This is a genomic window from Kerstersia sp. (genome assembly GCF_052103615.1).
Lineage (GTDB): Bacteria > Pseudomonadota > Gammaproteobacteria > Burkholderiales > Burkholderiaceae_B > Kerstersia.
Map to the genome: position 1 here is coordinate 1 of NZ_JBQEKA010000032.1, position 19879 is coordinate 19879.

The 19879-nt window shown below is 61.5% G+C and carries 15 protein-coding genes; 3 read left to right on the top strand and 12 right to left on the bottom strand.

What is annotated here, in order from left to right:
- Window positions 1–185: 185 nt before the first annotated feature.
- Window positions 186–1283, top strand: a complete 1098-nt coding sequence (locus ACTJGZ_RS08805) for a carboxynorspermidine decarboxylase (protein WP_441662559.1) — start codon at window positions 186–188, stop codon at window positions 1281–1283.
- 63 nt (window positions 1284–1346) lie between these two features.
- On the top strand, window positions 1347–2618 hold the full coding sequence (locus tag ACTJGZ_RS08810; protein WP_441662560.1) for a saccharopine dehydrogenase C-terminal domain-containing protein: 1272 nt from the start codon (window positions 1347–1349) through the stop codon (window positions 2616–2618).
- Between the two features lie 134 nt (window positions 2619–2752).
- Here ACTJGZ_RS08810 and ACTJGZ_RS08815 read toward each other — a convergent pair whose 3' ends face one another.
- From ACTJGZ_RS08815 to ppk1, 7 genes are all read right to left on the bottom strand, one after another.
- Window positions 2753–4498 (bottom strand): DKNYY domain-containing protein, encoded by a 1746-nt coding sequence (locus ACTJGZ_RS08815; protein ID WP_441662561.1) that lies wholly within the window; start codon window positions 4496–4498, stop codon window positions 2753–2755.
- Between the two features lie 69 nt (window positions 4499–4567).
- A complete protein-coding gene (locus ACTJGZ_RS08820) occupies window positions 4568–6061 on the bottom strand; it encodes an MFS transporter (RefSeq protein ID WP_441662562.1) in 1494 nt (497 codons plus the stop codon).
- Between the two features lie 322 nt (window positions 6062–6383).
- The gene (gene pstB / locus ACTJGZ_RS08825) at window positions 6384–7196 is read right to left on the bottom strand and encodes a phosphate ABC transporter ATP-binding protein PstB (protein ID WP_441662563.1); all 813 of its coding nucleotides are present in this window, start codon (window positions 7194–7196) and stop codon (window positions 6384–6386) included.
- Between the two features lie 52 nt (window positions 7197–7248).
- Window positions 7249–8130 (bottom strand): phosphate ABC transporter permease PstA, encoded by an 882-nt coding sequence (gene pstA, locus ACTJGZ_RS08830; RefSeq protein ID WP_441662564.1) that lies wholly within the window; start codon window positions 8128–8130, stop codon window positions 7249–7251.
- 35 nt (window positions 8131–8165) lie between these two features.
- Window positions 8166–9176 carry a phosphate ABC transporter permease subunit PstC gene (pstC, locus tag ACTJGZ_RS08835; protein ID WP_441662565.1) on the bottom strand — a complete coding sequence of 337 codons (1011 nt, stop codon included), beginning with the start codon at window positions 9174–9176 and terminating at the stop codon, window positions 8166–8168.
- A gap of 119 nt (window positions 9177–9295) precedes the next feature.
- On the bottom strand, window positions 9296–10339 hold the full coding sequence (pstS, locus tag ACTJGZ_RS08840; protein ID WP_441662566.1) for a phosphate ABC transporter substrate-binding protein PstS: 1044 nt from the start codon (window positions 10337–10339) through the stop codon (window positions 9296–9298).
- A gap of 93 nt (window positions 10340–10432) precedes the next feature.
- A complete protein-coding gene (ppk1, locus tag ACTJGZ_RS08845; RefSeq protein WP_441662567.1) occupies window positions 10433–12517 on the bottom strand; it encodes a polyphosphate kinase 1 in 2085 nt (694 codons plus the stop codon).
- Window positions 12518–12784: 267 nt separating this feature from the next.
- On the opposite strand from ppk1, the gene ppx reads away from it, so the two are divergent.
- Entirely contained in the window at window positions 12785–14275 is a 1491-nt protein-coding gene (gene ppx / locus ACTJGZ_RS08850) for an exopolyphosphatase (protein WP_441662568.1), read from the top strand.
- Between the two features lie 76 nt (window positions 14276–14351).
- Here ppx and ACTJGZ_RS08855 read toward each other — a convergent pair whose 3' ends face one another.
- From ACTJGZ_RS08855 to ACTJGZ_RS08875, 5 genes are all read right to left on the bottom strand, one after another.
- On the bottom strand, window positions 14352–15182 hold the full coding sequence (locus tag ACTJGZ_RS08855) for a GNAT family N-acetyltransferase (RefSeq protein ID WP_441662569.1): 831 nt from the start codon (window positions 15180–15182) through the stop codon (window positions 14352–14354).
- Between the two features lie 62 nt (window positions 15183–15244).
- Window positions 15245–16594 carry a phosphoglucosamine mutase gene (glmM, locus tag ACTJGZ_RS08860; protein WP_441662570.1) on the bottom strand — a complete coding sequence of 450 codons (1350 nt, stop codon included), beginning with the start codon at window positions 16592–16594 and terminating at the stop codon, window positions 15245–15247.
- Window positions 16591–17433: a dihydropteroate synthase gene (folP, locus tag ACTJGZ_RS08865; RefSeq protein ID WP_441662571.1), complete on the bottom strand. Its 843-nt coding sequence runs from the start codon at window positions 17431–17433 to the stop codon at window positions 16591–16593. The genes glmM and folP overlap by 4 nt, the downstream gene beginning before the upstream one ends.
- Before the next feature lie 25 nt (window positions 17434–17458).
- The gene (gene ftsH, locus ACTJGZ_RS08870) at window positions 17459–19390 is read right to left on the bottom strand and encodes an ATP-dependent zinc metalloprotease FtsH (RefSeq protein WP_441662572.1); all 1932 of its coding nucleotides are present in this window, start codon (window positions 19388–19390) and stop codon (window positions 17459–17461) included.
- 235 nt (window positions 19391–19625) lie between these two features.
- The coding region (locus tag ACTJGZ_RS08875; RefSeq protein WP_441662573.1) for an SAM-dependent methyltransferase at window positions 19626–19879 on the bottom strand (254 nt) is incomplete at its 5' end.

The window sequence follows — 19879 nt, forward strand, 5'->3', positions numbered from 1 at the left end:
GGCAATGCGCCGGCCAGCGCCGAAGCGCAGCCTGAGACCGCCTCCGGTTCTGCCGCCGGTCGCTGAGCCTCCGGCACGCGGCACTTTCCGGTCAGCGCCAGCTGTTCCAGGCCTCTTGCCAGGCCCGGCGGCTGGCATTGTTTTTCACACAGGCTTATACGCGCCAGATATCCTGCGACCCACTCATGATCCAGACGCCTTACTACCTGATAGACGAATCCCGCCTGCTGCGCAACATGGAGAAAATTGCCTATCTGCGGCAACGCTCCGGCGCCAAGGCGCTATTGGCCCTGAAATGCTTTGCCACCTGGTCGGTTTTTGGCCTGATGCGGGAATATATGGATGGCACCACGTCTTCGTCGCTGCTGGAAGTGCGGCTGGGCCGTGAAAAATTCGGCGGTGAAACACACGCCTATAGCGTGGCATACAGCGACGGCGAAATTGCCGAAGTCGTTTCCCATGCGGACAAAATCATTTTCAACACCATCGGCCAGCTGCAACGCTTCCGCCAGGCGGCCGACAGTATTCCGCGCGGCCTGCGGCTCAATCCGCAGATCAGCAACTCGCCCTACCTGCTGGCGGATCCTTCCCGGCCCCACAGCCGCCTGGGCGAGCATGATGCCGCGCGCATCGAAGCGGTGATGGGCGAGATCAGCGGGTTCATGATTCACAACAACTGCGAGAACCGCAGTTTCGACAGCTTTGACCAGATGCTGTCACGCATCGAATCCCGCTTCGGGCATTTGATCGGCCAGGTTGAATGGATCAGCCTGGGCGGCGGCGTGCACTTCACGGCCGATGACTATCCGCTGGACGCGCTGGCTGACAGACTCAAAGCCTTTGCCGACAAATATGGCGTGCAAATCTATCTGGAACCTGGCGAAGCGGCCATCAGCGGCAGCGCGACCCTGGAAGTGTCCGTCCTGGACACCTTGAACAATGGCAAAGACATTGCCATTGTGGATAGCTCCATTGAAGCCCACATGCTGGACCTGCTGGTCTATTCCCTGCCGGCCCGCATCGAGCCCGATACCGGCGAGCATCGCTACATGGTGTGCGGAAAATCCTGTCTGGCAGGCGATATTTTCGGTGAATTCAATTTTTCACGGCCACTGCAAGCCGGCGACCGTCTCTCCATTCAGGACGCCGCTGGCTACACCATGGTGAAAAAGAATTGGTTCAACGGACTGAACATGCCATCCATTGTGGTGCGGCGCCTGTCCGGTGAAACAGAGGTCGTCAAAACCTTCGGGTACGACGATTACGCAGCGAGCCTTTCCTGACAGCCGTCACTGGCAAGGCTCTCCCGATTGTTCCCCTTTTCTCAACGAGGGTTTGATCGAGAAATGAAAAAAAACGTCCTGATTATTGGCGCCGGTGGTGTCGGGCAAGTCGTGGCCCACAAATGCGCCCAAAACAACGATGTGCTGGGCGACATACACATCGCTTCGCGCTCCATTGAAAAATGCCGTGCCATTGCCGATGACGTGCAAGCACGCCGCAGCATGAAAACCGCCGGCAGGCTTGAAGTCCATGCCTTGGATGCCATGGACAGCGTCGCCACCCGTGACCTGATAAACAGGACCAACGCGCAGATCGTCATTAATGTTGGCTCGGCATTCGTCAATATGCCTGTGCTGGAAGCGTGCATCGAAACCGGCGCCGCTTACCTGGACACCGCCATCCACGAGGATCCCGCCCATGTCTGCGAACAACCCCCGTGGTACGCCAACCATGAATGGAAACGCCGCGAAGCCTGCGATGCCAAAGGCGTGACTGCCATCCTGGGCATCGGTTTCGACCCCGGTGTCGTGAATGCCTACGCGGCCCTGGCCGTCGAAGAGTACTTCGATAGCGTCGATTCCATCGACATCATCGACATCAATGCCGGCTCTCATGGCCGCTATTTCGCCACGAACTTCAATCCGGAAATCAATTTCCGCGAATTCACCGGCACCGTCTGGACCTGGCAGGACAGCGCCTGGAAAGCCAACCGCATGTTCGAGGTCAAGCGCGAAGATGACCTGCCTGTGGTCGGACGCCAGGCCAGCTATCTGACCGGCCACGACGAACTCCACTCGCTGTCCCAGCACCTGAATGTGCCCACCATCCGCTTCTGGATGGGGTTCAGCGAACACTACATCAACGTTTTCAACGTTCTGAACAATATCGGCCTGCTGTCCGAAAAACCGGTGATGACCGACAGCGGCCACGCCGTCGTGCCCCTGCAAGTCGTCAAGGCAGTCCTGCCTGACCCGGCTTCCCTGGCGCCTGATTACACCGGCAAGACCTGCATCGGCGACCTGGTCAAAGGCCGCTGGCAAGGCCAGGAACGCGAAGTTTTCATCTACAACATCTGCGACCATAAAGCGGCCTACGAAGAAGTCGGCAGCCAGGGCATTTCCTATACCGCAGGCGTACCGGCTGCTGCGGCAGCTGTGCTGATCGCCACCGGCCAATGGGATGTCCAGCGTATGGTCAATGTCGAGCAACTGCCGGCGCGGCCCTTGCTTGCCCTGCTGGAAAAAATGGGTCTGCCTACCCGTATCCGTGACGAGCAAGGCGAACGCTCCCTCTTCGACGAAGCGCCTGAGCTGGAAGACAGCGTGCGCGCCTAAGCGCCGCGCAGCAATCCGCCACGCCTGACTGCGCCGGCATGCCCGGCGCCGCTGCCATGCAAACGCCTCCCCCCGGGAGGCGTTGTCTTTTTCCTGATCCTGTCTTTTTCCTGATCCTATCTTGTACCTGCGGCTCACTGTGCCCTGGCCTGCACCACCCGGATCCCATGTGCCGCCAGCAACTGCTGCAAGGCCAGCAGACGCTGCTGCGCATCGCTCCCCACGACAATATAGCGATGGATTTTGCCAGCCGCCGACACCTTGAAACCGGCACGCTTGCCATGCGCGCCCCCCGTCTCCCCATGATGTATTTCCACCTGGCTGACATCGCGCAAGGCATAAAACACGCGCAAAATATTGCCGACGTACAGCCTGTCTCCCCTGACGGACATCAAGGCCCGCCCGCGCCAGCCTGCCCATTGCCACAGGGTGCGCATCAGCAGCAGGCCCAGCAGCAGCACCAGGCATACCAGCCCAGCCACGGCCAAACCGCCCCAACGCGAGAACACGGAACGCGCCGTCCCGATCTCCACCAAATGGGCCGGCGCCAGCTGCCCTGATTCCAGCAGCGGGACGAACGCCTTGTCCTGCAGCGGCGGCTGCTGAGTATCCAGCAACCAGCGCCGCGTCGCTGCATCCGCAATGCGGTACACCGGCGCATTCAGCCCCCCCGACCAGCGGCTGCCTACCAGAAAGTATTCCTGCTGCCCATGCCGCCAGACTTCCCCCCAGGCCTGGCGGACGGCGCCTACCGCCTGCCACGGCGCAGTTTCCCCGTCCTCCAGGCGCAACAGGCGCGTCCAGCGCGCCGTCAACACCCTGCCGCCCTGCCGGCCGCGCCTTGCCCAATCCGCCCCGGCCTGCTGCACCAGCGTTTGCTCGCCATCTGTCACCAATTGCGGGGCCAGGAGCTGCCAGCTGCCGCCTGCCGCCACAACAGGCGCCAGGAAAACCACCTCGGCGCGCTCCGGATCCGCATAATAAATACCAGCCTTGCCAGCCAGCAGCAGATGGTTCAAGGACGCCCCCGGCGCAGCCAGCGGCTGATACGGGCCCGAGGCCGGGTCGAACGCCAACAGCCCGGCATAGGCGCCCTGCCCGACAGGATCAATCAGCACTTCAAGCGCTCCGTTGCCGGTGACATGCGCCACATACAGCGCCGGATTGGCGGCCAGCGCCAGGCGCTCCCCCCGGTAATAAACATGCCTGGCATCAGCCAGATAATCGCTGGGCCGCAAATTCCGGCCGCGATCCTGCAAAAACAGCTCGTGGAGACTGCCGGGATCCGCGCCGTCCAGGCGCTGGCCAGCCAGATAGACATCCCGCCCATCAGTCGCCAGATGCAAGCCGTCCAGCGCCCGGTAAGGCGCAGCGCCAGCCGGCAGTTTCACCCAGGGGTAGCGGTGGGATTGGCGGCGTTCGCCCCAGCCCAAGGCATGCCGCTGCGCCTGCCAGAAACCGGCCAGCCCTTGCTGATCAGGATGCGCCACGCTGTTTGCGCCGCAAAAATAGCTCAGGCTGCCATCGCTGAGATAGCCCTGGCCCAGCACCGCCACACGCGCCGGATCCAGCCCCGGCAAACCTTGATCCCCGCAATAGACCTGCCGCTTATCCCGCCCGAGATGACGGGTCATGGGCCGGTCTGAGTCAAGCGGCGCGAAACTCTCAGGGTCGGCTTGCGGCAAGGCAACCAGCCCGGCCCCTGGCACCTGGGCATGCACCACGCCATCGACGCGATAGAACCCGCTATGGCCATAGCGCTGCCCGTCACGGGAAGACTGGCCAGCCGTATCGCGATACAGAATCAAGCCCATATCAGCCACGATCAGCGCAGTCAGCGCCAATACCGCCCATCCCCCGATACGCCGTTTAAGCGTCATGCCAGCCGCCCTCTTCCCCAATCAGCACGGGGCATATTGTCACAACGGCCGCCACGGCTCAAGCCGCGGCTAGCGCGGCGGCCTGAAGAAAGCAAAAAGCAGAAGACTGAGCCCGCCAATCAGGCCTGCTGCCGCCAGCAGCACCATGCTGTGCGAAGCGCTGAAGGCCAAACGTCCCGCCTCTGCGATGGCCTGGCCTGCCGCGCCCGCGGCATGCTGCGCGGCCAGCATGGTTTCGCCAATGGAACGGGCGGCCAGGCTGGCGACTTCCGGGGCCAAGCCTTCTGGCAGCTGAATGGCAGCCTGATAGCTGGAAGCCATCACCAGCCCGAAACCGGCAATCCCCAGCCCGGTGCCCAGGTCATAACTGGTCGCTTCCAGCGCCCCGGCAGACCCGGCCTTTTCTTCCGGGGTGCTGCTCATGATGGCCACCGACGCGGCAGTCAAACCTATCCCCAGGGCCAGCCCGAAGCCAACCATCAGGATCACCACGCCCGCGCTGGCATGATGGAAGTCACTATAGGCCAGCCCGGCAATGCTGACCGCCGCCAAGGCCAGCGACCCGGCCGCCGTCAGGCGCAAGCCGCACCGCTTCAGCACCCGTCCCGTCAAAGGCCCGCCAACCGCTGACGCCACCATCAGCGGCAACAGGAACAGGCCCGCCTGCAAAGGGCTGCGGCCGGTGACGAACTGCAGCTCCTGCGCCAGCAGCAACTCCACCCCCGCCAACGCCCCCATCACGACCAGCACCATCACCACCCCCATGCGAATGGCCGGTCTGGCAAACAGGCTGATATCCAGCATCGCATGCGCGGCACGCAACTGGATGCGGACAAACCAGGTGAGCATCCCGGCCCCCAGGCAGAACATGGCAAGACTGAGCCAGCCATTGCTGCCGGCTTTCAAGCCGGATTTGATGGCCGAAACCGTCGCCAGCAGGCCGATGATCAGCAGCAAGGCCTGCGCTGGCCGCCACGCGCCCTGGGCCCGCACCGGATAGCGCGGCGCCAGCAGCACAACCAGCGGCACAGCGGCCAGCAGAATCGGCACATTCACCAGAAACACGGAGCCCCACCAGAAATGCTCCAGCAAGGCGCCCCCGGCCAGCGGCCCCAAAGCCGCGCCAGCGGAAGCGACCGCGCCCCAGATTCCCAGGGCCGTGGCGCGCTCATTTTCGTCCTTGAAAGTCTGGCGGACAATTGCCAGCGTGCAGGGCATCGCCATGGCGGCGCCAACCGCCATCAAAGCGCGCGAGCCTATCAATGCCAATGCGGTGGGAGACACCGCCGCCAGCGCCGAACCCACGCCAAACACAGACATGCCCAGGGCCAGCAGGCGGCGGTGCCCCAGGCGATCCGCCAGTGTCCCCATGGGGATCAGCAGGCTGGCCATCAGCAAGGGGTAAACGTCGATAATCCACAGAACTTCGGTACCTGTGGCCTGCAAGGCCAGGGTCAGCGACGGAATGGCGACGTGCAGAATCGTCAGATCCACCACAATGGGCAAAAACGCCAGCATGACAACCAGCAATACGATCCATCTGTTTTGCTGCCGGGAAGGCATGAACAACCTCATAGATTCAAAGAAAGACGGCCTGCTATCCGGCTTGCGCCATACGCCGTCCGTGGCGGCAAGCCGCTAAGCGGCTGCCTGGGTGAAGCAAAGGTCAGCAGGCCCCGCCACCGCGCTTTTTGACTTGAACCAGCGCGATAAGTTCCATCCGGCTCCGTGTCTCAGGCGCACCCTGGATAGGCTCCGGCCTGCGCCTGCCATGCTTCGTCAAACCGCCGGCTGGCGCCTATAAAAAAAGACCTCCCTGCATGTCCGGCATGCGGACACCCTGGGAGGTCTTGGCGCGGCGCGCGGCGCCGGCGCACAGACTCACTTAGCCGAAACGGCCCGTGATGTAGTCTTCCGTTTCCTTGCGCGAAGGCTTCACGAACATCTGCCCGGTTTCGCCGAACTCCATCAGCTCGCCCAGATACATATAGGCGGTGTAGTCCGAGCAGCGCGCGGCCTGCTGCATGTTGTGGGTCACGATGACCACGGTGTATTCATTCTTGAGCTCGGCGATCAGCTCTTCGATCTTGGCCGTGGAAATCGGGTCCAGGGCCGAGCACGGCTCGTCGAGCAGCAACACTTCCGGCTTGATTGCCACGCCTCGGGCAATGCACAGACGCTGTTGCTGGCCGCCCGACAGGCTATGGCCGCTCTGGTTCAGCTTGTCCTTCACTTCATTCCAGAGCGCTGCCTTGCTCAGCGCCCACTCCACACGCTCATCCATTTCACCGCGGCTGAGCTTTTCGAACAGACGCACGCCAAAGGCGATATTGTCGTAAATGCTCATGGGGAACGGCGTGGGCTTCTGAAACACCATGCCGACCTTGGCGCGCAGCAGCGAGATGTCCATCTTGGTGGTCAGCAGATTCTCGCCATCCATCATGATTTCGCCTTCGGCACGCTGGCCGGGGTACAGCTCATACATGCGGTTGAAGGTGCGCAGCAAGGTGGACTTGCCGCAGCCCGACGGCCCGATGAAGGCCGTCACGCGGTTCTCCGGAATCGTCATATTGACATTGCGGATGGCGTGAAACTTGCCGTAATAAAAGTTCAGATCATTGACCTGCAGCTTGGCAGGCTCACTCGGGGTCTGGATGTGCGGTGCACTCGTCTTGGCAGCGGTAGCGGTATTTTCCATGATGAATCCTGGACAGCAGAGTATTCGGGTCGTTGGCGCGGGTGGCTTGCGTTTATTGCTTGCGGAACAGACTGCGCGCAAGGATATTGATGGCCAATACGAAGAGCGTAATCAGCGCGGCGCCAGCCCAGGCCAGCGTGTTCCAGTCCTTGAACGGGCTGGCGGCGTATTGGAAGATCACCACGGGCAGGTTGGCCATGGGCCCGTTCATATTGAAGGACATGAACTGGTTAGACAGCGCGGTAAACAGCAGCGGTGCGGTTTCACCGGCAATGCGCGCGACAGCGAGCAAGACACCGGTAATCATGCCGGAGCGGGCAGCGCGGTAGCAAACCATCAGAATCATGCGCCACTTGGGACAGCCCAGCGCAAAGCAGGCCTCGCGCAAACTGTTGGGCACCAGCAGCAGCATGTTATCGGTCGTGCGCACTACCACTGGAATGACCAGGATGGACAGCGCCACGGCACCGGCCCAACCGGAATAATGCCCCACCTGATAGACATACACCGAGTAGATGAACAGACCGATGACGATGGAGGGAGCCGACAACAGCACATCGTTCAAAAAGCGTGTCGCGGGCGCCAGCCAGCCGCGCTGGCCGTACTCCGCCAGATAGGTGCCGGCCAGGATGCCGACCGGCGTGCCGATCAGCGTCCCGACGCCTGCCATGGCAAAGCTGCCCAGAATCGCATTGGCCAGGCCGCCAGTCTGTCCCGGCGGCGGGGTGATTTCAGTGAACAGCGACAGCGAAATGGCGCCGCCGCCTTTGACCAGCAGCGTCAGGATAATCCAGAACAGCCAGAACAGCCCGAACAGCAAGGTCGTCATCGACAGCCCGAGCATGACCTTGTTGACCATGCGGCGGCGCTGATAGATGCCGTTCTGCATATTGATGACCGACTTATTGCCGGAGGAAACGGAATTCGTGGACATGATGAGTCTCTCTTGCCTAATGGTTCCGGTAGCGCTCAGCTCTTCGTGCCTTCGGAGCGCGACAGGCGCAGCAGCAGCACCTTGGAGCAGGCCAGCACGACCGTCGTAATCAGGAACAGGATCAGGCCCAGTTCAATCAGGGCGGATTTCTGCATGCCGCCTGCTTCATTGAACTCATTGGCCAGCGCGGAGGCAATCGAGTTGCCCGGCGCGAAGATGGAGTCCGGGATGCGGAAGGCATTGCCGATGACAAACGTCACCGCCATGGTTTCCCCCAGCGCCCGCCCCAGACCCAGCATGACGCCGCCGATCACGCCGGAACGCGTGAACGGCAGCACCACCTTCCACATCACTTCCCAAGTGCTGCTGCCCAGGCCGTAGGCCGATTCTTTCAGCATGGGCGGCACCAGTTCGAACACGTCACGCATCACCGAGGCGATGAAGGGAATGATCATGATGGACAGGATCAGGCCGGCGGTGAAGATACCGATACCGAAAGGAGGGCCGGAGAAAAAGCCGCCGATGACGGGAATGCTGCCCAGCACGGAAATCAGCGCCGGCTGCACGTATTGCTGGAACACCGGCACGAAAACGAACAGGCCCCACATGCCATAGATGATGGACGGAATGGCCGCCAGCATTTCAATGGCAGTACCCAACGGACGGCGCAGCCAGGCCGGCGACAGTTCGGTCAGGAACATGGCGATGCCGAAAGACACCGGCACGGCAATAATGAGGGCAATGAAAGACGTCAGCAGCGTGCCGACGATAGGCACCAGCGCGCCATAGGATTCCTGCACCGGATCCCATTCATTGGTCCAGAGGAAGGCCAGGCCGTATTCGGAAAGCGTTTCATGGCTGCCGTAGATCAGCGACACCATGATCGCTGCCAGCAGGATGAACACCAGAAAAGCGAATATTCGGGTCAGATTCCTGAACAACGCATCCATCAGTGCGTTGCGGTTGGGGGTTTCGGGGACCGGGACACCTGTCGCAGCCTCTGGCTGACGCACAGCCTGTTCGCTGTTATCCATTACCGCACTCATGGGTGCATCTTCCTAATCATCAACGGAATCATTGCAAAAAAATGCCGGGGGTATGTGTTCACGCCGCCCCGGCTCAGGTACTGCGGAAGCAGCACGCTGCTTCCGCATGGCCCTGCAGATTACTTCCAGATCGCGGCGCCGTCGGCAGCCTTGATTTCCTGCGTCCAGGTGCTGCGGATCTTGCCGGTCACAGCCTCAGGCAGCGGCACGTAGTCCAGCGCGGCAGCCGAGCTCTGGCCGTTCTTGAAGGCCCAGTCGAAGAATTCCAGCACGGCCTTGCCTTGCTCCGGTTTGTCCTGGGTCTTCTGAACCAGAATGAAGGTCGCGGCAGTCACGGGCCAGGAATCGTCGCCCGGCTGGTTCGTCAGCACCACGCCCATGCCCGGCGCGGCATCCCAATCGGCGTAGGCGGCAGCGGCAGCAAAGGCCTTTTGCTCAGGCTGCACGAACTTGCCAGCCGCGTTCTGCAGCTGCGTCCAGGCCAGGTTGTTCTGCTTGGCGTAGGCGTATTCGACGTAACCGATGGAGTTCTTCAGCTGGCCGACGTAGTTGGCAACGCCTTCGTTGCCCTTGCCGCCCTGGCCCACCGGCCATTTCACGGCCTTGCCTTCGCCAACCTGTTCCTTCCAGTCAGCGTTGACCTTGGACAGATAGTTGGTCCAGCCGAAGGTCGTGCCCGAACCGTCCGAACGGTGCACCACGACGATGTCGGCGTTGGGCAGGTTCACATCGGCATTCAGCGCGGCGATGGCGGGGTCGTTCCACTTGGTGATCTTGCCCAGGAAGATATCGCCCAGCACCTGGCCCGACAGCTTCAGCTGGCCGGGCTGCACGCCGTCAACGTTGACGACGGCTACCGTGCCGCCGATCACGGCGGGGAACTGCAGCAGATTGTTTTCCTGCAGCTTGTCGGCCTTCAGGGGGTCATCGGAAGCACCGAAATCCACCGTCTTGGCAATGATCTGCTGCTGACCGCCACCCGAACCGATGGACTGGTAATTCACCTGGTTGCCCGTCTGGGCCTTGTAGTCAGATGCCCACTTGGCATAGATCGGATAGGGGAAGGACGCGCCAGCACCGGTGATGTCGGCGGCATGTGCGGACAGGGTGAACGCACCAAAGGCGACACCGACGGCCAGCTGCTTGAAAACACGTTTGAACATTGCAATCCCTCAGGTCTTGTTAGGAAGTCGCGGACAGGTATCACACCTGCACGACCGCTATCGTAGAGTCTGCCGATGACAGAAACATGACAGTCATGACTTTCCGAGCAAGGCCATCAGTTTGTCGTGCAGGTTATACGGTTCGCCGCGCCCGCGCACCCGCACATAGTCGCCATCCGGGCGCTGTTGCCAGGCCAGCTGGTTATCCCGCAAAGCCATCAGGAAAGCCTCGCTGATGACACGGCGCTTGAGCTTGCGCTCCAGCACAGGGAAGCCCAATTCCACGCGGCGGAAAAAGTTGCGTTCCATCCAGTCAGCGGAGGACAAATACACGGTTTCCTTGCCGCCGTCGTAAAAATAAAAGACCCGCGAGTGCTCCAGGAAACGCCCCACGAGGGAACGCACCCGGATATTCTCCGACAAGCCCGGCACACCCGAACGCAATGCGCAGGCGCCGCGCACGATGAGATCTATCTTCACGCCCGCCTGGCTTGCGGCATACAGCTCCTGGATGATATCCGGCTCCAGCAAGGCATTCATCTTGGCCATGATGCGGGCCTTCTGCCCTTCGGCGGCCGCCCTGGCCTCCGCGCGGATCAGCGATACCATGCGCTCGTGCAGGTTGAACGGCGATTGCAGCAACAGTTGCAGATTGCGGCGCGCGCCCAGCCCGGTCAGCTGGGCAAAGACCTTGTCCATATCGTCGCACAATGCCGGATTGGCCGTCAGCAGGCCGAAATCGGTATAGAGACGGGCCGTGCGCGGGTGATAGTTCCCCGTCCCCAGGTGGCCGTAACGGCGGATCTGGCCATTTTCACGGCGCAGCACCAGCGCCATCTTGGCGTGGGTTTTATGGCCCACGACGCCATACACCACATGGGCGCCCACCTCTTCCAGCTTGGCCGCCCAGTTGATATTGGTCTGCTCGTCAAAGCGCGCCATCAACTCAACCACCACCGTCACTTCCTTCCCGGCCTTGGCCGCCGCCATCAGCAGGCGCATCAGCTCGGAATCTTCGCCAGTCCGGTAAATGGTCTGCTTGACGGCTACCACATCCGGGTCCAGCGCGGCGGCTGTCAGGAAATCTATCACCGGCTGGAACGATTGGTAGGGGTGGTGCAGCAAGCGGTCGCCTGCCGCGATGGCGGCAAACAGTTCGGCGGGCTTGGCGCTGCGCTGTGAAAATGGTTCCGGCACAGGGGCGCGGTAGGCCGGAAACAGCAAACCTGGCCGGTCCGCGACATCACACAGGCGCATCAGGCGCGACAGGTTCACCGGGCCGCTGACCCGATAGGTATCGGCCGCCGTCAGGGCGAATTCCTTTTGCAGATAGATTTCCAGGTCTTTGGGCGCGCGCGTATCCAGCTCCAGCCGCACCGCCGCGCCGAAATTGCGCTGCGACAGCTCGCCTTGCAAAGCCTGGCGCAGATTGGTCACTTCCTCTTCGTCCACGAACAGATCACTGTTGCGGGTCACGCGCCACTGATAGCAGCCCTTGACCTCCAGGCCGGGAAAAAGCTCGCCGACAAATGCCCGCATCAGGGCGGTCAGCAGAACATACCCGTGCTGCATGCCGGAAATGCCCGCAGGCATGTGGATCAAACGCGGCAAGGCGCGCGGCGCCTGCACGATAGCGATGGACGCATTGCGCCCAAAGGCATCCGTCCCGGACAGCGAGACGATGAAATTGAGGCTCTTGTTATAGACGCGGGGAAACGGGTGGGCCGGATCCAGGCCGATAGGCGTCAGCAGCGGCATGACTTCGCGCAGGAAGACATCAAAAGCCCAGGCGCGCTGCTCTTCCGTCCAGCGGTCAACATGCAGCAGGGCAATGCCCTCTTGCTCCAGACGCGGCAGCAGTTCTTCGCTCAAGAGCTGATACTGGCGCTCAACCAGTTCATGCACCCGGCTCTGCACCAGGCGGAATGCCTCATCCGGCGTCAGGCCGTCATCCCCCCGCAAATGCGGGGTCAGGCGCTGCTGTTCCTTGAGGCTGGACACGCGGATCTCGAAAAACTCATCCAGATTCGAGTTCACGATGCAAACATAACGCAGGCGTTCCAGCAGCGGCGTCGTTTCTCTGTCCGCCATGCTGAGCACCCTTTCATTGAACTTGAGCAGGGACAACTCACGGTTCATAAGCAAGGCATCCGAATGGATGGAAACAATGTCAGGCATGGTGTCCCTTGAGAAAAGTCAGCAGAGAAAGAAAAACCCTGAGTTTTACTTCAATAGCATGACATAAATATGACTGCCAGCCAAAGCTGGCCTGGCGCGGCAGCCAGGAGACAAAGGCGTCTTCCCCCGGCGCCTGGCGCCGCGCCCGCGGCCCCCTGCCCGGTGTTAATTTGTGGACAATAGAAAAATTCCGCTGCTATGCAGCATTTGGGTGCCTTCATAAATCTATAATCCGGCAACTGCATATAACTGATAACAAGGGGAACCATGGATAACCTCCTGGCCGCCGTTGACCTCGGCTCCAACAGTTTCCGACTGTCCATAGGACGCGTCGCGCAGGAAGCCGGGGCCCGTCAGATCTATCAGGTGGACAGGCTCAAAGAGACCGTCCGCCTGGCTGCCGGCCTGGACACCTCGCTGGTCCTGTCAGATGAAGCCATCACGCGCGCCACAGAAGTGCTGCGTCTGTTCGGAGACCGCCTGCGCGATTTCCGCCCGGAGCGCGTCCGCGTCGTCGCCACCAACACCTTTCGCGTTGCCCGCAATGCCGACCAGCTGCTGAGCCGCTGCGAAGCCGCCCTGGGCTTCCCCATCGAAGTCGTGGCCGGTCACGAAGAAGCCCGCCTGATTTACTCCGGCGTGGCCCACTGCCTGCCCTCTTCCCAGGCCCAGCGCCTGATCGTCGATATCGGCGGCGGTTCGACCGAACTCATCATCGGCAAAGGCTACCGGCCGCTGCAAGTCGCCTCGCTGCATATGGGCTGTGTCAGCTTCAGCCAGCGCTTTTTCCCCAATGGGCAGATTACCCAGGAAGGCATGCAACAGGCCGATATCGCGGCGCGCCGTGAGATCGAAACCATCACCCGCCGCTACAAAAAGACGGGCTGGGCTGAAGCCTTCGGTTCGTCGGGCACCGCCAAAGCGCTCTATGCCATCCTGACGGAATCCGGTCTTTCAACCCAGGGCATCACGCTGGCCGGCATGGAAGCCCTCAAGGCCAAGCTGATCCGCGCCGGGCAGGTCATCCCCTCGGACCACCCCGGCATCAAGCTGGAACGCGCCGATGTGCTGCCTGGCGGACTGGTCATCATGGCTGCGATTTTCCGCGAACTGAAAATCGAAGCCATGCGTACCGGCGACGGCGCCTTGCGTGTCGGCGTGCTGTACGACCTGTTGGGCCGCGAAGACGAACATGACACGCGCCAGGAAACCGTCGATCAGTTCATGCGCCGCTACCATGTGGATCAAAGCCAGGCCGAACGCGTGCGCGAAGCCACGCTGGCGCTGTTTGACCAGTGCCGCCCTGCCGATGTGGATCATGAACTCGTGCTGGCGCTCAAATGGGCGGCCAGCCTGCATGAAATCGGACTGTCCATCGCCCACAACGGCTATGCCCGGCATACGGCCTACGTCCTGGAAAATGCCGAAATGCCCGGTTTTTCCAATGACGACCAGGAATTGCTGGCGCAATTGGCCCTGGCTCACCATGGCAAGCTCTCGCGCCTGCCTGGCAAACCCAGAAACGATGTGAAATGGCGTGCGATTCTTTGCCTGCGCCTGGCGGCTCTGCTGTTCCGCCGCCGTCAGCCCATGACACGGCTGCCGCTCAGTCTGGCAGTCAAAAACAGCAGCATCAGCGTCAGCATGCCCAACGGCTGGCGCCGCGCCAATCCCTTGCTGGAATATGCGCTGGAGGCAGAAGCCTCAGAATGGCGCAAAGCGGGTTTTTCTTTCGAAATCCTTGAGCGTCAGGCGTAAGCCGCGCGTCGCGCGCAGCCAGCGGCGCAACACTGAACGGCGCAGCCGCCGATGAGAGCGCTGCGCCGTTTTCATATCAGGCCTGCCCGCCTGATTGCTTGCCCAGGGCGGGCAGCCCTTCAGCCAGCAAGGCATCCAGGCCAAAGTGCTTGCGGTAGCGCTCATCCATCTCATCGACGGTCAGCAGCATCGGGAAATCCGCCGTATTGAAATCCGGATCCCATGCCGGTTCGCCGCACACCCGCGCCCCGATCTTGAGATAGCCCTTGATCAGCGGCGGCAGCTTGGCCGGCAGGCTGTGATTCAAGCGCTCGACCGGATAACGGTGCCAGGGCGCGACCTTGGGCCCCGGCCCGCGGATCTGCGCCTCGGCCTGGCGATAGACTTCCGCTGCCGTCACGCCGTCATCCCGCAGGGGCACGCTAGCGCACCCCAGCACATAACGGAAACCGCCACGCACCAGAAACTCCGACAAACCGGCCCACAGCAGCATGATGACGGAGCCGCTGCGGAAATCCGCGTGCGTGCAGGAACGGCCGAATTCCACCAGCTCCTGGCGGATTTCCCCCAGGCCGCTGAGATCGAATTCGGATTCAGAATAGTATCCCCCCGCGCCCCGAGCGCCCTGGGGCGTCAGGATGCGGTAGGTGCCGACCACGCGCCCGCTCCCCAGTTCGCGCACCATCAGGTGTTCGCACCAGGGATCAAAGCGGTCGCGATCCAGGCCATCCTCACAGCCGTGCAAGACCGCGCCCATTTCTTCGGAAAAGACTTGGTAGCGCAGTCTTTGCACCTGCTCGATTTCCTCGGCCGTGCTGGCCAGGCCCGCAACCAATCCGGCCTCTCCATCGTGAGACCAGGACTCCCCCGCCTCCTGTGGCGTAGAACTTCGGGCTAATTCGAGCATGCATAGACTCCTTTGCAAGGCATCACAGTGTCGCGCAGTGACATTTCAGGTCATTGACACTTTCATGACGCCTGGGTGAAGTTTACGCTGGCCAACTGCTGCGCGCACGAACGAGCCAGCTCCGCTTCTTCAGCTTCGACCATCAGACGCAGCTTGGGTTCTGTCCCCGAAGCGCGGATCAGAATCCGCCCGCGGCCGGCCAGACGCGCCTCGACCTCGGCTTGCGCCGCTTGCAGGCCGGCATGAGTCTGCCAGTTCGTGCCCGGGGTCAGCGGCACATTAATCATGACTTGCGGATACATTTTCAGCTCCGACACCCAGTCGGCCAGCGTCGAATGATGCCGCGCCAGCGCCGCCATCACCTGCAAGGCAGCGATGATGCCGTCTCCCGTGCGGTGGCAATCCAGGCACAGCAAGTGCCCGGAGCTCTCGCCACCATAGAGCCAGCCGCGCTGCAGTAATTGCTCCAGCACATAGCGGTCCCCGACCTTGGCGCGCACGAAAGGAATACCCAGCTTCTGCATTTGCAGCTCGAAGCCGTAATTGGTCATCAGCGTGCCGACCACGCCTTCCACCGGGCCGCGCTTGAGGCGATCCAGCACAATGGCGTACAGCAATTCGTCGCCATCATAGATGCGGCCATTGCCATCCACCATCTGAATACGGTCGGCGTCGCCATCCAGGGCTATCCCCATATCGGCGCCACGCACCAGCACTTCCGTGGCCAGCGCTTCGGTATGCAGCGCGCCCACGCCCTCGTTGATATTCAAACCGTCAGGCGTGCAGCCGATGGCATGCACGGTGGCGCCCAGCTCGCGGAACACATAGGGCGCAATGTGGTAGGCCGCGCCATGCGCGGCATCGACCACCACTTTCTTGCCCGCCAGGTCCAGATCATTGGGGAACGTGCTTTTGCAGAATTCGATATAACGGCCGGCCGCATCGTCCAGACGCTGGGCGCGGCCCATTTTCTCGGACTCGACACAGCCCAGCGGCAGTTCCAGCGCTGCCTCAATGGCGATTTCCGTTTCATCGGCCAGCTTCATGCCCTGGTCGGAGAAAAACTTGATGCCGTTGTCGTAGTACGGATTATGCGATGCGCTGATGACCACACCGGCAGTCAGGCGGAAAGCCCGCGTCAGGTAGGCAATCGCCGGCGTGGGCAGCGGCCCGGCCAGCAGGACATCAATACCGGCGGCGGACAGCCCGGCTTCCAGCGCGGATTCCAGCATATAGCCGGACACCCGCGTATCCTTGCCAATCAAAACCCGCGGGCGGCCGGAACCGGCATACTTTTGCGCCAGCACTTTGCCTGCCGCATAGCCTAGCTTGAGCGCGAATTCGGCATTGATGACTGGACCGCCAACTTTGCCGCGCACACCATCCGTACCGAAATACTTGCGTTTCGTCATTTTGAGATAGATCCCTGTTCCGCGGCCAACCATACTTTCAGCGCGTCGCGCGTGGCCGCCACGTCATGCACTCTGATAATTTTTGCTCCGCGGGCCACGCAAGCCAGCGCGCCGGCAAGACTGCCCGCCACGCGCTCGGCCACAGGCCGGCCCGTTGCCGCGCCTATCATCGTTTTGCGCGACAAGCCGATCAGCAAGGGCATGCCTGCCTCCCGCAGTTCGGACAAGCGATTGAGCAATTCATAATTCTGATCTGCTGTCTTGCCAAAGCCAAAGCCCGGATCCAGACAGATACGTTCGCGCACGACACCGGCAGCCTCAAGCGCAGCGACCCGCTGCGCCAGCATGGCGGCAATGTCGTGCACCACATCGTGATAAACCGGCGCCTGCTGCATCGTGCGGGGTTCCCCCTGCATATGCATGACACATAGCCCGCATTGGCTGCCGGCGACAGCCGCCACCGCATCCTGCGTCGCGAACCCGGCAATATCGTTGATCATGTCGGCGCCGGCATCCAGCACCCGGCGCATGACCTCCGGCTTGCAGGTATCCACCGACAGCGGCACACCTGCTCCCTGCAAAGCGCGCACTACCGGCAACACCCGTTCGATTTCATCGGCGGCGGAAACCGGTTGCGCCCCAGGCCGGGTCGATTCCCCGCCGATATCGAGAATATCGGCGCCGTCTTCCAGCAATTGCCAGGCATGGGCAATGGCCTGCTCAGGCGCATCATGCAATCCACCGTCCGAAAAGGAATCGGGCGTGGTATTGACAATACCCATGACAAGCGGACGCTTGAGCACTAGCTCGAAGCGTCCGCAAAGCAGCTTATCTACCATGTGTTGTAGAGCAAGACCGCAATAATCAGACCGTCGGCGACGAGGGCGCGCTATTGGCAGCGGCATCGTCTTCTTCGGGTTTGGCGCCGCCAGCCGACGGCGCGCCAGGCGCGGCATCATTGCCATTGCTGTCGTTAGGCGCATCCGGCACATGGGGCGGACGCGGCTGACGGCCGGCCATGATGTCCTCGATCTGATCGAAGTCGATGGTTTCCCATTCGAGCAGCGCCTTGGTCATGACTTCAACCTTCGCGCGATTGTCTTCGAGGATCTTGCGGGCCACGGCATATTGCTCGTCGATGATCTTGCGGATTTCCGCATCGACCTTCTGCATCGTGGCTTCGGACATATTGGTCGTCTTGGTCACACTGCGGCCCAGGAAGACCTCGCCTTCGTTATCCGCATAGACCATCGGGCCCAGGGATTCCGTCATGCCATAACGCGTCACGATATCGCGGGCGATGGCCGTGGCGCGCTCGAAGTCGTTCGATGCGCCGGTGGTCATCTGATGCATGAAGATTTCTTCAGCAATACGCCCGCCGAACAGCACGGCAATCGTATTGAGCAGACGATCCTTGTCCATGCTGTAGCGGTCGCCTTCCGGCAGCTGCATGGTCACGCCCAGGGCGCGGCCACGCGGAATGATAGTGACCTTGTGCACCGGATCCGTTTTGGGCAAGCAACGCGCCACGACGGCGTGGCCGGATTCGTGGTAAGCAGTATTGCGGCGTTCTTCTTCCGGCATCACGATGGAGCGGCGTTCCGCGCCCATGATGATTTTGTCCTTGGCCTTTTCAAAATCGACCATGTCCACGGTGCGGCCGTTGCGGCGTGCTGCGAACAAGGCGGCTTCGTTGACCAGGTTAGCCAAATCCGCGCCGGAGAAACCGGGCGTGCCGCGCGCCAGCACATGGGCATCCACGTTGGCAGCCACAGGCACCTTGCGCATATGAACCTTGAGGATCTGATCGCGGCCGCGCACATCAGGCAGCGGCACCACGACCTGGCGGTCAAAGCGCCCCGGACGCGTCAGCGCCGGATCCAGCACATCGGGACGGTTGGTCGCGGCAATCACGATCACGCTCTGGCCGGATTCGAAGCCGTCCATTTCCACCAGCATCTGGTTCAGCGTCTGCTCGCGCTCATCGTTGCCGCCGCCCAGACCGGCGCCGCGCTGGCGGCCGACTGCGTCGATTTCGTCGATGAAAATAATGCAAGGCGCATGCTTCTTGGCATTTTCGAACATGTCGCGCACGCGGGCCGCGCCCACGCCGACGAACATTTCCACGAAATCAGAACCGGAAATGCTGAAAAACGGCACTTTGGCTTCGCCCGCAATGGCCTTGGCCAGCAGCGTCTTGCCGGTACCCGGCGAACCCACCATCAGCACACCGCGCGGAATACGGCCGCCCAGTTTCTGGAACTTGGTCGGATCACGCAGGAAATCGACGATTTCCTGCACATCTTCCTTGGCCTCGTCGCAACCGGCGACGTCAGAAAAAGTGACCGTGTTGTTGCTTTCATCCAGCATGCGGGCGCGCGACTTGCCGAAGCTGAAGGCGCCCCCGCGCCCGCCGCCTTGCATCTGGCGCATGAAAAACACCCAGACCCCGATCAACAGCAGCATCGGGAACCAGGAAATGAAGATGCTCATCAGCATGGACGGCTCTTCACGCGGTTTGCCCGACACCTGGACTCCGTACTTCATCAGGTCCGGCACCATCCACAAATCACCCGGCGCCGTCAGCGAGTACGGGCGGCCAGCGTCCGGCGTCACGATTAACGTGTCGCCCTGCACATCGACCGTGCGGATGCGGCCCCCGCGCGCATCCTCCATGAATTGCGTATAGCTTACGCGGTCCTGACTAGGCGCGCGGCTATCGAATTGTTTGAAGACCGTGAAGAGGACGAGTGCAATCACCATCCACACGGCCACTTTCGAAAACGAATTGTTCAAGGTCGATCTCCTGCTCTGATTCCGACCAGATGACGCGGCAAGCCCCCTCGCTGCGCCGTCATGAGTTTGTCAATATGTCCATTCTACCCTGCCTGCGAAAGATCGTCTGGAATCGGCCATTTCAGATCCCTTCAGACTTCTTTCCCCATGCTGGCACTTCATTCCCGCCTGAAAGCAGCAGAAACCCGCGCATTTCAGGGGCAACACACGGTACAACATATGGCAGAACGCCGTTTCACGCCTTCAAGCCGATACCGACGATAAAGGTTTCCGAGGACTTGTCGCGCGATGCTTTTGGCTTGCGCTCGACCACCCGCCGAAACACCCGCTTGAAATCGGCAACAATTTGTGAAAACCCGCTGCCGTGAAATGCTTTCACGATCAACGCGCCTTCCGGCTTGAGATGCGCCTGGGAAAATTCAAGCGCCAGTTCGCATACATGCTGAATACGCGCGGAATCCGCGGCACCCACTCCAGATAGATTGGGGG